Origin of the sequence: Faecalibacterium sp. I3-3-89, from assembly GCF_023347275.1 — a bacterium.
In the GTDB taxonomy this organism is placed as follows: Bacteria; Bacillota; Clostridia; order Oscillospirales; family Ruminococcaceae; genus Faecalibacterium; species Faecalibacterium butyricigenerans.
Map to the genome: position 1 here is coordinate 1,623,997 of NZ_CP094468.1, position 13,651 is coordinate 1,637,647.

General features: G+C 59.9%; 14 protein-coding genes and 1 tRNA gene. 10 read left to right on the plus strand and 5 right to left on the minus strand.

The window, feature by feature from the left end; genetic code table 11:
* Positions 1 to 53: 53 nt before the first annotated feature.
* The 4 genes from MTP38_RS07545 to MTP38_RS07560 all read left to right on the plus strand — a co-directional run bounded on the left by MTP38_RS07545 (position 54) and on the right by MTP38_RS07560 (position 2,118).
* On the plus strand, positions 54 to 356 hold the full coding sequence (locus MTP38_RS07545) for a helix-turn-helix domain-containing protein (protein WP_249233159.1): 303 nt from the start codon (positions 54 to 56) through the stop codon (positions 354 to 356).
* A gap of 113 nt (positions 357 to 469) precedes the next feature.
* Entirely contained in the window at positions 470 to 661 is a 192-nt protein-coding gene (locus tag MTP38_RS07550) for a type II toxin-antitoxin system HicA family toxin (protein WP_112114942.1), read from the plus strand.
* A gap of 140 nt (positions 662 to 801) precedes the next feature.
* Positions 802 to 1,179, plus strand: a complete 378-nt coding sequence (locus MTP38_RS07555) for a type II toxin-antitoxin system HicB family antitoxin (RefSeq protein WP_015538062.1) — start codon at positions 802 to 804, stop codon at positions 1,177 to 1,179.
* Between the two features lie 54 nt (positions 1,180 to 1,233).
* Positions 1,234 to 2,118 carry a DUF6414 family protein gene (locus tag MTP38_RS07560; RefSeq protein ID WP_249233160.1) on the plus strand — a complete coding sequence of 295 codons (885 nt, stop codon included), beginning with the start codon at positions 1,234 to 1,236 and terminating at the stop codon, positions 2,116 to 2,118.
* Between the two features lie 365 nt (positions 2,119 to 2,483).
* On the opposite strand, the gene groL is transcribed toward MTP38_RS07560, so the two are convergent.
* From groL to MTP38_RS07585, 5 genes are all read right to left on the minus strand, one after another.
* Positions 2,484 to 4,124 (minus strand): chaperonin GroEL, encoded by a 1,641-nt coding sequence (groL, locus tag MTP38_RS07565; RefSeq protein WP_249233161.1) that lies wholly within the window; start codon positions 4,122 to 4,124, stop codon positions 2,484 to 2,486.
* A 54-nt stretch (positions 4,125 to 4,178) separates the two neighbouring features.
* The gene (locus tag MTP38_RS07570) at positions 4,179 to 4,463 is read right to left on the minus strand and encodes a co-chaperone GroES (RefSeq protein ID WP_015563875.1); all 285 of its coding nucleotides are present in this window, start codon (positions 4,461 to 4,463) and stop codon (positions 4,179 to 4,181) included.
* Between the two features lie 209 nt (positions 4,464 to 4,672).
* Positions 4,673 to 5,653 carry a diacylglycerol/lipid kinase family protein gene (locus MTP38_RS07575; protein WP_249233162.1) on the minus strand — a complete coding sequence of 327 codons (981 nt, stop codon included), beginning with the start codon at positions 5,651 to 5,653 and terminating at the stop codon, positions 4,673 to 4,675.
* 68 nt (positions 5,654 to 5,721) lie between these two features.
* Complete coding sequence (locus MTP38_RS07580) at positions 5,722 to 8,025, minus strand: ATP-dependent Clp protease ATP-binding subunit (RefSeq protein ID WP_249233163.1); 2,304 nt, start codon at positions 8,023 to 8,025, stop codon at positions 5,722 to 5,724.
* A 159-nt stretch (positions 8,026 to 8,184) separates the two neighbouring features.
* Positions 8,185 to 8,258 (minus strand) — tRNA-Gln (locus MTP38_RS07585).
* A gap of 277 nt (positions 8,259 to 8,535) precedes the next feature.
* Between MTP38_RS07585 and MTP38_RS07590 the strand changes: the two genes are divergently transcribed.
* From MTP38_RS07590 to MTP38_RS07615, 6 genes are all read left to right on the plus strand, one after another.
* Positions 8,536 to 8,820, plus strand: a complete 285-nt coding sequence (locus tag MTP38_RS07590; protein ID WP_227621277.1) for a DUF2508 domain-containing protein — start codon at positions 8,536 to 8,538, stop codon at positions 8,818 to 8,820.
* Positions 8,821 to 8,934: 114 nt separating this feature from the next.
* Positions 8,935 to 9,081 carry a six-cysteine ranthipeptide SCIFF gene (gene scfA / locus MTP38_RS07595; protein WP_227621278.1) on the plus strand — a complete coding sequence of 49 codons (147 nt, stop codon included), beginning with the start codon at positions 8,935 to 8,937 and terminating at the stop codon, positions 9,079 to 9,081.
* Between the two features lie 69 nt (positions 9,082 to 9,150).
* Complete coding sequence (gene scfB, locus MTP38_RS07600; RefSeq protein ID WP_249233164.1) at positions 9,151 to 10,602, plus strand: thioether cross-link-forming SCIFF peptide maturase; 1,452 nt, start codon at positions 9,151 to 9,153, stop codon at positions 10,600 to 10,602.
* Between the two features lie 6 nt (positions 10,603 to 10,608).
* Complete coding sequence (locus tag MTP38_RS07605; protein ID WP_249233165.1) at positions 10,609 to 12,021, plus strand: amino acid decarboxylase; 1,413 nt, start codon at positions 10,609 to 10,611, stop codon at positions 12,019 to 12,021.
* 290 nt (positions 12,022 to 12,311) lie between these two features.
* Positions 12,312 to 13,442 (plus strand): sodium ion-translocating decarboxylase subunit beta, encoded by a 1,131-nt coding sequence (locus tag MTP38_RS07610; protein ID WP_227621281.1) that lies wholly within the window; start codon positions 12,312 to 12,314, stop codon positions 13,440 to 13,442.
* A gap of 13 nt (positions 13,443 to 13,455) precedes the next feature.
* Positions 13,456 to 13,584: an oxaloacetate decarboxylase gene (locus MTP38_RS07615; RefSeq protein WP_227621282.1), complete on the plus strand. Its 129-nt coding sequence runs from the start codon at positions 13,456 to 13,458 to the stop codon at positions 13,582 to 13,584.
* Positions 13,585 to 13,651: the final 67 nt, after the last annotated feature.

Consider the following 13,651-nt stretch of genomic DNA (forward strand, 5'->3'; position numbering starts at 1 on the left):
CGTCAAAAGTAGGAGCGATTCATATACTAGTAATAAGGAAAGGTGGTCAAGCTATGCTTGGGGAACGATTGGCAGAACTCCGCAAACTGAATAATGACACACAGCAGACCCTTGCGGACAAGCTTGGTATCTCCGTTTGGTCTATCCGTGCGTGGGAACAGGGAAAGAGCTACCCCTTCAGCAATGTGCTGCTTGCCATCTGCAAGCTCTACGGCACCTCCGCCGACTACCTGCTGGGCCTGACCGACATCGACCCCTCGGACGAAGCCCGCAAACAGCGCCAGCGCCTGACCGAAGAAGAACAAAACGAGATGCACCGCTACGAAGAATATTTGCTCTGGAAACGCAAAAAATAAGCCGCCCAGCGAGACCGTAAAGGTCGTTGGGCGGCTTATTTGCCCTCTTGACAAATACGTAAAATACGTATACAATAAAACTGTAATCCTGAAAGAAAGGAGGGGCACCCGCCATGCCGATGACTCCCAAGCAAATGATTCGCTTGCTGGAGCAGAACGGCTTTGTTTTAGTCAGTGCAAATGGGTCACACTATAAGTACCATAACCCAACTACCAACAAAACCACTGTCGTTCCATTTCACGCAAAGGATCTGAAGCCCGGTACCGAGAAAAACATTCTCAAATTGGCCGGACTCAAAAAGTAAGAATATGATGATTGTAGACTTCATATTCTGAAACTGCAAAGCACTGCATAGACTATTCTACAATTTCCAACCAATAATGTAGGCCTGTTAAGTGAAGGTACATTGATTGTTTGTTGAATTATAAAAGGTGAGGTCACATTATGAACGCTATTTTCTATCCTGCAATTTTTCACCCGGAAGAAACCGGGTACTCTGTTGAGATTCCCGATATTGAGGGCTGCTTCACCCAAGGCGATACCATGGACGAAGCTGTCCGCATGGCACAGGATGCCATCGGCCTTATGCTGGAAGATTGCAAAGTCTGCCCGGAGCCTTCTGTCCCTTCTGCGCTTCACGTTGACCCGGAAGATTTTGTGGTGATGGTGCCTTTCGATATGGAAGAGTACGAAAAGCGGTACAGACCCGTAAAGAAAACCCTTTCCATTCCCGGCTGGCTCAACGATGCCGCCGAATCGGCACACATCAACTTTTCCGGCGTCCTTCAGGATGCGCTGAAAGAGAAACTCCATCTGGCATAATAACAATTTTAATGTTCAACGCAAATAAGTACCGTTGGAAAGGAGAAAACGAATATGGACGTAAATCAATTGATGATACCTGTATATATCAATGAAAAGATAGTTTTGGATATGCTTGCAATCATCGAAGATGGCTTTTCTACAGTAAGTCAGGTAAGCTATTCCGATCATAAAGAGAACAGTAATGCTCAAAAAATTGAAGCAGAAGTTTCTACGTCCGCTTCAATCTTAAGTAAACTGCTCAAAATCGATCTAAAAGGTGAATTGTCCCATTCTGGAAACTGTGGAGAAACTGAAAACACAACCAAAGAAAAAGTACACACAAATGTATCTTTGTTATCCAAATTCCGAGCATTCCTCACAGATGCGAATATCCTAAAATCTGGATTCGACATCTCAAATATGAAAATCGGTGATTTTATTGAGGTGGAAGGAGAACTTCAAAAAAATCCGCTAATCAATTGTATGGATATTTTTGTGGATATGCTGAGAATGGCTGATATTTTTGCAGAAAAACCTCAGTTAAACGCAAAGACGCAGGCTAAAGCACAAAAGCAGCAGCAAGATGAAACCATGAAAAAAATCAAATCCTTTGCCAGCGAACTCAAACACAGTGGAACGGTAGATTTCATCTTATCTGATTCGGCAGGGACTGTTGTTTTATCTGCTCAAGAACAGTATCTGTCAAATGATAATATTTCCGAAATTCTCGGTGGACATTTCAAGGTCCTTGGAAAAGTTATTGCAATCTGTGCCGACAAAACAGAAAGCATTGATCTTTTAAGAAAAACAACACTGTCCATTCTCCCACATGATCTTCTCGCTGATATGTTTTTATGTCTTCAAAATGAAGACATGAAGCAATACAATCTCCCTGAATTAAAGACGGAAATCTCAGGGCCTGCCGTAATTGTTATCCCTGTTGCCATTTATGCATGACGGTAAATATTTTCGGCTTATATCCGTCCATTTATAGAGAACTCCAACGCATCCACAATGGCATTCTCTTTTTCCTTCAGACACTTGGGTTGTTTGGCATTTTAGGATTTTGGCTTATTGTATCTCTACCTTTGTTCTTCGTCAACAATAAAGCCGCTGACAGTCTGTCTCTCGCAGAATCCACCAGCAGGCTCACGATTCTTCAATACTCCCAGACGCAAAAAATCGGCACCCGCTTTTCAGCGAGTGCCGATTTTGTTACCCTATAGTGCGCTTTGATTTTTGGCGTAAGTGGCGTAAGTTTGGCGTAAATCCGCTTTTGCACGCTCCAAAAATCAAGGATTCATGCGGTTTTTAGGCTGTTATTAGTACATGCCGCCCATGCCGCCCATATCGCCGCCGGCAGCAGGAGCAGCCGGGGGTTCGGGCAGGTCGGCCACGAGGCTCTCGGTGGTCAGCACCATCTCAGCGACGGAAGCTGCATTCTCCAGAGCGGAGCGGGTGACCTTGGTGGGGTCAACGATGCCTGCGGCGATCATATCCTCCACGTAGACCTCATTCTGGGCGTCGAAGCCGTAGTTGGGCTTGTTGGCAGAGACGATCTTGTCGATGATGACGCTGCCCTCGAGGCCGGCGTTCTTGGCGATCTGGCGCAGAGGAGCCTCCAGAGCCTTCAGGACGATCTTTGCGCCGGTGCGCTCGTCGCCTTCCAGCGTGTCGCACAGCTCACGGACTGCGGGGATGGCGTTGATGGGGGCAGTGCCGCCGCCAGCGACGACGCCCTCCTGAACAGCTGCCTTGGTGGCGTTCAGAGCGTCCTCGATGCGGAGCTTCTTGTCCTTCATCTCGACCTCAGTGGCAGCGCCGACCTTGATGACGGCCACGCCGCCCGCCAGCTTTGCCAGACGCTCCTGCAGCTTCTCGCGGTCGAAGTCGCTGGTTGCAGCCTCGATCTGGTTGCGGATCTGTGCGATGCGGGATGCGATGGCGTCCTTGTCGCCTGCGCCGCCCACGATGGTGGTGTTCTCCTTGGTGACCTTGACCTGACGGGCGTGGCCCAGCATATCGACGGTAGTGTCCTTCAGCTCGTAGCCGAGGTCAGCAGACACGACGGTGCCGCCGGTCAGGATGGCGATGTCCTGCAGCATCTCCTTGCGGCGGTCGCCGAAGCCGGGGGCCTTGACGGCGCAGACATTCAGGGTGCCGCGCAGGCGGTTGACGATCAGGGTGGACAGCGCCTCGCCCTCGATGTCCTCTGCCACGATCAGCAGCTTCATGCCGTTCTGCATCACCTGCTCCAGCAGGGGGACGAGATCCTGAATGACGCTGATCTTCTTATCGGTGATGAGGATGGCGGCGTTGTCCAGCACAGCCTCCATCTTGTCGGTATCCGTGACCATATAGGGGGTCAGGTAGCCGCGGTCGAACTGCATACCTTCGACGATCTCGTTGTAGGTCTCAGCCGTGGTCTTGTTCTCCTCGATGGTGATGACGCCGTCGGAGGTGACCTTCTCCATGGCCTCTGCGATGAGGCGGCCGATCTCGGGATCACCGGCAGAAATGGTGCCGACGCGGGCGATGTCGTTGGAGTCCTTGACCTTCTGGCTGTGGGCCTTGATGGTCTCGACAGCCTTGGCGACAGCCTTGCTCATGCCGCGGCGGATGTCCATCGGGTTTGCACCGGCGGTGACATTCTTCATGCCCTCGGTGACCATTGCCTGTGCCAGAACGGTAGCGGTGGTGGTGCCGTCGCCTGCGGCGTCGTTGGTCTTGGTGGCGACCTCACGCACCAGCTGTGCGCCCATGTTCTCGAACTCGTCCTTCAGCTCGATCTCCTTGGCGATGGTGACACCATCGTTGGTGATGACGGGGGCGCCGAACTTCTTGCTCAGCACCACGTTGCGGCCCTTGGGGCCGAGGGTGATCTTAACGGTATCTGCCAGAGTGTCGATGCCGGCACACAGTGCCTTGCGGGCTTCCTCGCCCTGCTTGATCTGCTTAGCCATATTCTTATCGCTCCTTTATAAAAGCTTGATGATCCAGTGATGAGGGAAAGACGCTTACTCCACGATGGCCAGGATGTCGGCCTGACGCACGATGGTGCACTCTTCGCCGTCCACCTTGACCTCGGTGCCGGAGTATTTGCTGGTGAGCACCTTATCGCCCACCTTGACGGTCATCTTGACTTCCTTGCCGTCCACGACACCGCCGGGGCCGACGGCCACGACCTGTGCCACCTGCGGCTTCTCCTTGGCGCTGCCGGTCAGGATGAGGCCGCCCTTGGTGGTCTCCTCGACCTCAACAGTCTTGATAACAACACGGTCTGCAAGAGGAATGATCTTCATCGTTCTTGCCCTCCTATTATAAAATAAAAGTGAAACTTTTTCATGGCCCGGGGCTTCCTCCTCCGGGTGTTTAGCACTCCATTTCCCTGAGTGCTAAGTGTATTGTACTCATCTCAGGCAGAAAAATCAAGGGTTTTTGCAAATTTCTTTGTTAATATTTTATGACAGCAAAAAAGCGCCCCCGGCAGGGCGCTTCGCAGTCTTTCCGTTTATACGCTGGCACGCTGAGCCATGAACCGCTCGTAGGCGGGCTTTGGCAGCAGGACGTGCCCCGCCAGCGGCCTGAGCCGGGCGGTGATGGCCTCGCAGGGGGCGCACTCGCCGTCCGCCGTCGCCACGATGGGGCCTCGCCCATCCGCAGGGCGCAGGGAGACGCACTTGGCCCGGCGGTAGAGGAAGTAAGGCTTCGCCTGCTCGGTCAGCGCACCATCCCGGAAGTGCTTCCCGCCCTTGTACATCCCCAGCAGCCGGGCGATGGTCAGTCGGCCCACCCTGCGGATGATAAAGACGTCCAGCCAGCCGTCGTCGGGCCGGGCCTCTGGCGCGGCGTAGAAGCCGCCGCCGTAGGTGCGGCCATTGCAGACCGCGCACATCAGGCAGTCCACCGTCAGCTCCTCGCCGTCGATGGTGAACGCCACCTTCCGGCCGATGTGGCCGCAGAGCTGCCTGACGATGGAGAGGGCGTAGGCCATCTCGCCGCCGCAGAAGGGGATGCGCCGGAACTGGGGGATGCCGTAGGCCACCTGTGCGTCCAGCCCGGCGGCGCAGATGGTGGCCGAGAGGCCGAGGTCGGTCTCCATCAAATCAATGTCCACCGCCCCGCCCGCGAATTGCGCGTCAAGGTCGCTGAACTCCTCCCTCGTGCCGTAGGTGCGGAGGAAATCGTTGCCGCTGCCGAAGGGCAGACACCCCACGGCGGCAAGGGCGCACCCATTGGCACCCGTCAGCGCCTCATTGAAGGTGCCGTCACCGCCCGCCGTCCAGATGCGCACCGGCTCGCCCTCGGCCTCGGCGGTGTGTGCCGCCTCCGCAGCCAGCGCACGGGCATGGCCCGCGTACTGGGTCACGACGACCTGCAGCTTTTCCGGCGGGATGCCCGCCCGTCCGGCGGCGGCATGGATGGCCGGGGTCAGCCCGGTGGTGCAGTCCCGCTTGCCTGCGGTGGGGTTGAGCAAAAACAGATAGCGCATTCGGCTTCCTCCTCTGGTGATTCCTGCCCTCTATCATAGCGGAAAACCAGAGCAGATGCAAGAGCTTTTCACCTGACGCCCGCCGTCTGCGTCTCCTCCACCACGATGGTGCCGTCGGCGGTGCAGTCTGCCGTCCAGCGCTGGCCGAGGCTCACGCTGCCGGAGGCGATCTGGTCGGCGAAGGCCTGCTCCACGGCACGGTCCACCTGTCGGCGCAGCTCCCGCGCCCCGTAGGGCGAGCGGGCCTTTGCAGCCAGCGCTGGGCCGACCCGAGCTGTGTGGGTGAGCTGGTAGCCGCTGCGGGCCGCACGCTCTTCCAGCTGGCCCAGCAGCTTTTCGGCGATGGAGCAGAGGCTCTGCTCCTCCAGCGGGTGGAAGACGATCAGCTCATCCAGCCGCCCCACCAGCTCGGGCCGGAACCACTTTTTCGCCTCGGCGACGGCGGCCTCCGACTGCTTTTCAAAGGCGGCCTCGCTGCCCGCCCCAAAGCCCAGCGGTGCGCTCTGCCCCGCGAGGAACCGTGCCCCGAGGTTGGACGTCAGCAGGACGATGGTGTTCCGGAAATCGGCCTTCCGGCCCATGGAGTCGGTGAGCTGGCCGTCCTCCAGCATCTGCAGCAGGATGTTCTGGATGTCGGGGTGGGCCTTTTCGATCTCGTCGAAGAGGACGACGCTGTAGGGGCGGCGGCGGACGGCCTCGGTGAGCTGACCGCCCTCGTCGTGGCCCAGATAGCCCGGAGGTGCACCCAGCAGACGGGCCACCGTGTGCTGCTCCTGATACTCCGACATATCGAACTTGAGCAGGGCTTTCCCGCTGCCGAACCAGCTCTCGGCCAGCGCCTTTGCCAGCGCCGTCTTGCCCACGCCGGTCGGCCCGAGGAAGAGCAGCGCCCCGATGGGCCTGCCCGGCTCGCCCAGTCCCGTTCGGCTGCGCCGGATGGCTCCGGCCACCGCCGCCACGGCCCGGCTCTGTCCCACCACCTCGGCGTTCAGCCGCTCCTCGAGGCGGGCCAGACGCTCCCGCTCCTTTTCGCTCACCCGCTCGGCGGGCACGCCGCTGGCCTGCGCCACCACCCGGGCGATCTCCTTCCGGCTCAGGACGGGGTCCTTCTCCCCCTCCCGCTCGGCCCGGATGCGCACCGCTGCGCAGGCCTCGTCCACAAGGTCGATGGCCTTGTCCGGCAGGCAGCGCCCCGGCAGGTACCGCACCGAAAGCTCCACCGCCTCCCGCAGGGCCTCATTGGGCAGGCGGACGCCGTGGTAGCGCTCGTAGCGGGGGGCCAACCCTTCCAGAATCTCCACCGCCTGCTTCGGGGTCGGCTCTTCGATCTGCACCCGCCCGAAGCGGCGCTCGAGGGCGGCGTCCTTCTGGATGTGGGTGCGGAACTCCTGATTCGTCGTCGCACCGATGAGCTGCAGCTCGCCCCGGGCCAGCACCGGCTTTAAGATGCTGGCCGCGTCGATGGCCCCCTCTGCCGCGCCTGCGCCCACGATGGTGTGGAACTCATCCACAAAGAGGATGGCGCTGCCGTCCCGGACAAGCTCTTCCAGCAGGTTCTTGAACCGCTCCTCGAAGTCGCCCCGGTACTTGGTGCCCGCCACGAGGCTGGCCATATCCAGCGCCAACAGCCGACGGCCCTGTAGCATCCGGGGCACCTGCTTGTCGGCGATGCGCTGGGCCAGACCCTCGGCCAGCGCGGTCTTGCCCACGCCCGGCTCACCCACGAGGCAGGGGTTATTTTTCTGGCGGCGGCATAGTATCTCTACCATCCGGTCCAGCTCCTTTTCCCGGCAGAACACCGGGTCCAGCTCACCGTCCGCCGCCCGGCGGGTCAGGTCGCGGCAGTATTTGTCGCTGGCCCGGCTCCCTCGCGGCATAGGCGGGGACGTCCGGGGCTGGATGGGCAGGATGAACTGCCCCGAGAGCTGGCGGCACTCACGCACCGCCTCGGTGAGCTGGACGCCCATCGAAGCCAGCATGACCCCGGCGGCGCAGTCGGCGTCTTCCAGCATGGCGCAGAGCAGGTGCTCCGGCTCGGCCCGGCTCAGGTGGGCGTTCTGCGCCCCGATGACGGCGTAGTCCATCGCCCGGCGCAGGTCTGCCGCCATGTCGCCCCGAGCCAGCCGGAGGGCCGTGCCGCTCCGCCCGGCGGAAAGCTGCCGCCGCACCTCCAGCTCCGAGATGTTCTTCCCGGCCAGAAAACGGGCCGCCGGGCCGCCGTCTGATTGCAGCATCGCCCACAGCAGATGGCCGGTGTCCGCCTTTTTGCAGCCCAGCCCTCCGGCCAGCTCCACCGCCTTGTCCAGCAGCTGCCCCGCCTCCCGGGAAAACCCCTTGTACCGTCCTTTGCCGAATGCATCCCAAATGCTCATTTGCGTGGCTCCTATCTTCTGCATGGCTCCTGTCTTCTGTATTGCCCTGTTGCATCAAAGAACAGTATAGCCCCGCCCGCCGGAAAAAAATCAGAAGTTTGTGTCACACCGGCCCCAAAGCAAAACAAAAAAGCCATCTGAGCGAATCAGATGGCTTCTTGGTTGGGGATGAGAGAATCGAACTCCCACAAGTAGAGTCAGAGTCTACCGCACTACCACTATGCAAATCCCCATTATTCGGTTTTGTCTCGCGGCGTCGAGCCGGTCAACGTGTGCTATTATACCCGCCTCCGGGCGCTTTGTCAAGCGGAAATCTGAAAAAATTTGCGGATTTTGGGAAACAGACGCACTTCCGAGATAATTTTTCGTCCTTTGCACCCGGAGGCGGCGGTCTCTTTTTGCGTCATCCAGAATCTGGCATTTTCCGCGTCCTCTGCACCATATAATAAAGTAAACTATGTTATTCTGCCTTTATTTTATGGTACACAAACTTCAAAAGGAGGACGCCTTATGCTGCAAGCCCATCCCAAGACCGCCCAGACGCTGCTTTCGCCCCGCATCCCCCGCGACAGCGAGCACGAGCGCTATGACCCCGAGCTGGAGGAAGAGCTGAAAGAGTGCCTGTTCTGCCTGCGGCGGAACGCGATGATGTTCGACCTCGAGGTGGACTCCGACCTCATCGAACAGCGCATCTACGAGCGGCAGGCCCTTTTGTGCCGCTACCGCTACCTGCTGGCCCGCGCCCGGGAGCTGGGGCTGCACACCATCCTGAAAAAGTATCAGCCTCTGGGCTAAAAAACGCCGCGCGGAATCTTGACAGAATCCCCACATCGTGTTATCATACATAAAGATAACACTGTATACAGAGCGCTGTATGCAAAACTTTGGAGCTTAGAGAGGTTTTCAATTATGGAACGTATTAAGACTATCGCTACTCGTGACCTGACCAAGAGCGTCGTGACCGGCGGCTGCGGCGAGTGCCAGACTTCCTGCCAGTCTGCCTGCAAGACCTCCTGCGGCGTCGCAAACCAGCAGTGCGAGAACAGCAATAAGTAATCATTGCAGACCCTATGCCGCCTTTGCAGGGCGGCATTTTTTTATGGCAACAATAGATTGGAGAATGAAATGGTACACCAGTATCAACTGAACGGATATAACATCGTGCTGGACACCTGCAGTGGCTCGGTGCACGTCGTGGACGACGTGGCCTACGACGTCATTGCGATGTACAAAGAGCACTCTGCCGACGAGATCGTGGCCGCTCTGCTGGCCAAGTACGGCTCCCGCCCCGACGTCACCGAGGCCGACCTGCGCCAGTGCCTCGAGGATGTGGCCTCTCTGGAGTCCGCAGGCAAGCTGTGGGCACCCGACGTCTACGAGAACATGGCCTTCGACTTCAAGAACCGCCAGACGGTGGTGAAGGCTCTCTGCCTCCACGTCGCCCACACCTGCAACCTCAACTGCTCCTACTGCTTCGCCTCCCAGGGCCGCTATCAGGGCGACCGCGCCCTGATGAGCTTCGAGGTGGGCAAGCGGGCCATGGACTTCCTCATCGAGAACTCCGGCACCCGCCGCAACCTCGAGGTCGATTTCTTCGGCGGCGAGCCGCTGATGAACTTCGACATGGTCAAGAAGCTGGTGGCCTACTGCCGCGAGCAGGAAAAGATCCACAACAAGAACTTCCGCTTCACCATGACCACCAACGGCGTGCTCATCGACGACGACGTCATCGACTTCTGCAACAAGGAGTGCCACAACGTCGTCCTGAGCCTCGACGGCCGCAAGGAGGTCCACGACCGCTTCCGCAAGGACTACGCCGGCCATGGCAGCTATGACACCATCGTCCCGAAATTTCAGGAGTTCGTGAAAAAGCGCGGCGACAAGAACTATTATATGCGCGGCACCTACACCCACTACAACACCGACTTCACCAACGACATCTTCCACATGGCCGACCTCGGCTTCACCGAGCTGAGCATGGAGCCTGTGGTCTCGAAGCCCACCGACCCCAGCGCCCTCACCGCCGAGGACCTGCCCATCCTGAAGGAGCAGTACGAGATCCTGGCCAAAGAGATGATCAAGCGCGACCGCGAGGGCCGGGGCTTCACCTTCTACCACTACATGATCGACCTCACCGGCGGCCCCTGCATCTACAAGCGCATCTCCGGCTGCGGCTCCGGCACCGAGTACATGGCCGTTACCCCGTGGGGCGACCTCTACCCCTGCCACCAGTTCGTCGGCGACCCCAAGTACCTGATGGGCGACATCTGGAAGGGCGTCACCAACACCGCCGTGCGGGATGAGTTCAAGCACTGCAACGCCTACGCCCGCCCGGAGTGCAAGGACTGCTGGGCCAAGCTCTACTGCTCCGGCGGCTGCGCGGCCAACGCCTACCACGCCACCGGCAGCATCACCGGCGTCTACGAGTACGGCTGTGAGCTGTTCAAAAAGCGCATCGAGTGCGCCATCATGATCAAGGTCGCCGAAAATCAGGAGCTTGCCGCGCAGGGCATCGAGGTGCCCATCGAGCTGGGCACCACCTGCAACGCCTGCGCAGACGGCGAAGCCTGCGAATAAGCGCCTATGGACACTCCCATCGTTGATTTTGTCCGCCGCTACGCCCAGCAGCGCACCACCCGGATGCATATGCCGGGCCACAAGGGCCGCGGCCCGCTGGGCTGTGAGGCGCTGGACATCACCGAAATTGCGGGCGCGGACGAGCTGTACGAGGCCGAAGGCATCATCGCCCGGAGCGAGGCCAACGCCGCGCAGCTCTTCGGCACCGCCCGCACCTGTTACAGCACCGAGGGCAGCAGCCAGTGCATCCGGGCCATGCTCCACCTTGCGCTCCAGATGCAGCCTGCGGGGGCATCCCGCCCCGTCCTGCTGGCGGCGCGGAACGCCCACAAGGCCCTGCTCTACGCAGCCGCCCTGCTGGACTTCGACATCCAGTGGCTCTGGCCCGCGCCGGACGCCGCCGGGGCGCTCTGCACCTGCCCTGTGGAGCCGGAGGCCCTCGCCTGCGCATTGGACGGGCTGACCGCCGAGGGCCGTACCCCCTTCGGCGTCTACCTCACCAGCCCGGACTATCTGGGCTTCGTGCAGGACATCGCCGGGCTGGCGGCGGTCTGCCACGCCCACGGCGTCCCCCTTCTGGTGGACAACGCCCACGGGGCCTACCTCCACTTTCTGAAGGAGGGCAGCCGCCACCCCATCCAGCTGGGTGCCGACCTCTGCTGTGACTCGGCCCACAAGACCCTGCCCGTCCTCACCGGCGGGGCCTATCTCCACCTCGGGCCGTCGGTGCAGGCCGACGAAGCTGCTGTGCGCAATGCGCTGGCCCTCTTCGGCTCCACCAGCCCGTCCTACCTCATCTTACAGTCGCTGGACGCCGCCAATGCGCGGCTGGCAGGCGACTTCCGGGAGAAGCTGGCCCTCTGCCGCTGGCGTCTGGGGATGCTCTGCCGGGAGCTGGATGCCTTCCGGCCCGGGCTGGCCCTCCCCCTCACCGGGGCGCACCGTGAGCCGCTCAAGCTGACGCTGGACGCCGCCGTGCTGGGCCTCTCGGGCCAGCAGCTGGCGCAGGCTTTGCGGGAGCAGGGCGTGGAGTGCGAGTATGCCGACCCCCGCTATCTGGTGCTGATGCCCTCTCCTGAGAGTTCTGCCGAGGACTTCGCCCGTCTCCAGAAAGCGCTCCACGCTCTCTGTGCCGAAGCATCTTCCTCTGCGCCCGCTTCGGACAGCGACGCCGCCGCCTTTGCGGCTCTGGCTGAGGCGCTTCAGGCGCAGCCCCGCCCCGCCGCCATCCGGGAGGCCGTCCTCGCCCCACAGGAGATGGTGCCCGCTGCTGAGGCTGTGGGCCGCATCTGCGCCGCACCGGCGGTCTCCTGTCCGCCCGCTGTTCCCATCGTGGTCAGCGGCGAAGTCATCCCGGCGCAGGCTCTCCCCCTCTTTGCCCGCTATGGCATCGGGCGGGTGGCCGTCGTAAAAAATTGACTCCAAAAGGCCGGGCGGCTGTCTGCCCGGCCTTTTGTGTCCCCCAAGTGTTAAAAATCGGCTAAGAACCCCGCATTTTCCTTGACAATCCTCTCCGGTTCTGGTTTAATAGTCTGGATAAAAGGGAGTAAAGGGCATCCCGCCTTATGGGGGTGCTGCATGACAGCGTCAGCACGGCAGAAATGCCCGATGTCATGCGTTCGCTTGAGACTTTTGTCACAGTATCTGGTGCTGTGGCCGAAGTCTCTTTTTTTCGTCATTGCACCGCAAATTTCAAAGGAGGCAATGACATGGAATTCTGGAATGCATTCGCCAGTCTGTTCTCTAATTTCGGGAACCTGACGTGGCAGATGGTGGTAATGTGGGGCATCGGCGCGCTCCTCATCTACCTTGCCATCGCAAAAAAAATGGAGCCGAGCCTGCTTCTTCCGATGGGCTTCGGCGCCATCCTCGTCAACCTGCCCTTGTCGGGCGCGATCACACAGGGCGACACCGTCGGCCCCATCTCGGCTCTGTTTGAGGCGGGAATGTCCAACGAGCTGTTTCCCCTGCTGCTCTTCATCGGCATCGGCGCGATGATCGATTTCGGCCCGCTGCTGGAAAAGCCGTGGCTGATGCTCTTCGGCGCGGCGGCACAGTTCGGTATCTTCTTCACCCTCTTCCTCGCAGGCTTCTTCTTCGATTTGAAGGACGCAGCCTCCATCGCCGTCATCGGTGCGGCAGACGGCCCCACGGCCATCTTTGTGGCAAACACCCTCAACTCCCAGTACCTCGGCGCCATCATGGTGGCGGCCTACAGCTACATGGCGCTGGTCCCCATCGTCCAGCCGCCGGTCATCAAGCTGCTGACCACCCAGAAGGAGCGCCGCATCCGGATGGCCTACCAGAAGGGCAGCGTCAGCCAGCTGACCAAGATCCTCTTCCCCATCGTCGTGACCATCATCGCAGGGCTTGTGGCCCCGGCCAGCGTGGCGCTGGTGGGCTTCTTGATGTTCGGCAACCTGCTGCGGGAGTGCGGCGTGCTGAACGCCCTGAGCGAGACGGCCCAGAACATCCTCGCCAACCTCATCACCATCGTGCTGGGCCTGACCGTGGCCGGGCAGATGACGGCAGACAAGTTCGTCCGGCCCGACACCCTGCTCATCCTTGCGCTGGGCCTCGTGGCCTTCGTCTTTGACACCGCCGGCGGCGTCCTCTTCGCCAAGCTGATCAACCTCTTCCTCCCGGCAGACAAGAAGCTCAACCCCATGATCGGCGCAGCGGGCATCTCGGCCTTCCCCATGAGCGGCCGCGTCGTCAACCGCATGGGCCTCGAGGAGGACAACCAGAATTTCCTGCTGATGTACTCCATCAGCGTCAACGTCTCGGGCCAGATCGCCTCCGTCATCGCAGGCGGACTGATCCTGACCCTGATGAGCTAAAGGAGGGACTGAAATGCTTCATCTTACTTCCTGGATGACCACCCTGCCCATCATGGTCATCGGAATGCTGGGCATCGTGCTCGTCATCGGCGTCATCGTTCTGGCCGTGATGCTGCTGAACCGGCTGACCGGGCGGAAATGACCCCCCATCCCTGATGCGATAATACAAAAAGCCTCCGGCTGCACCCAGTGTGCAGAGCCGGAGGCTT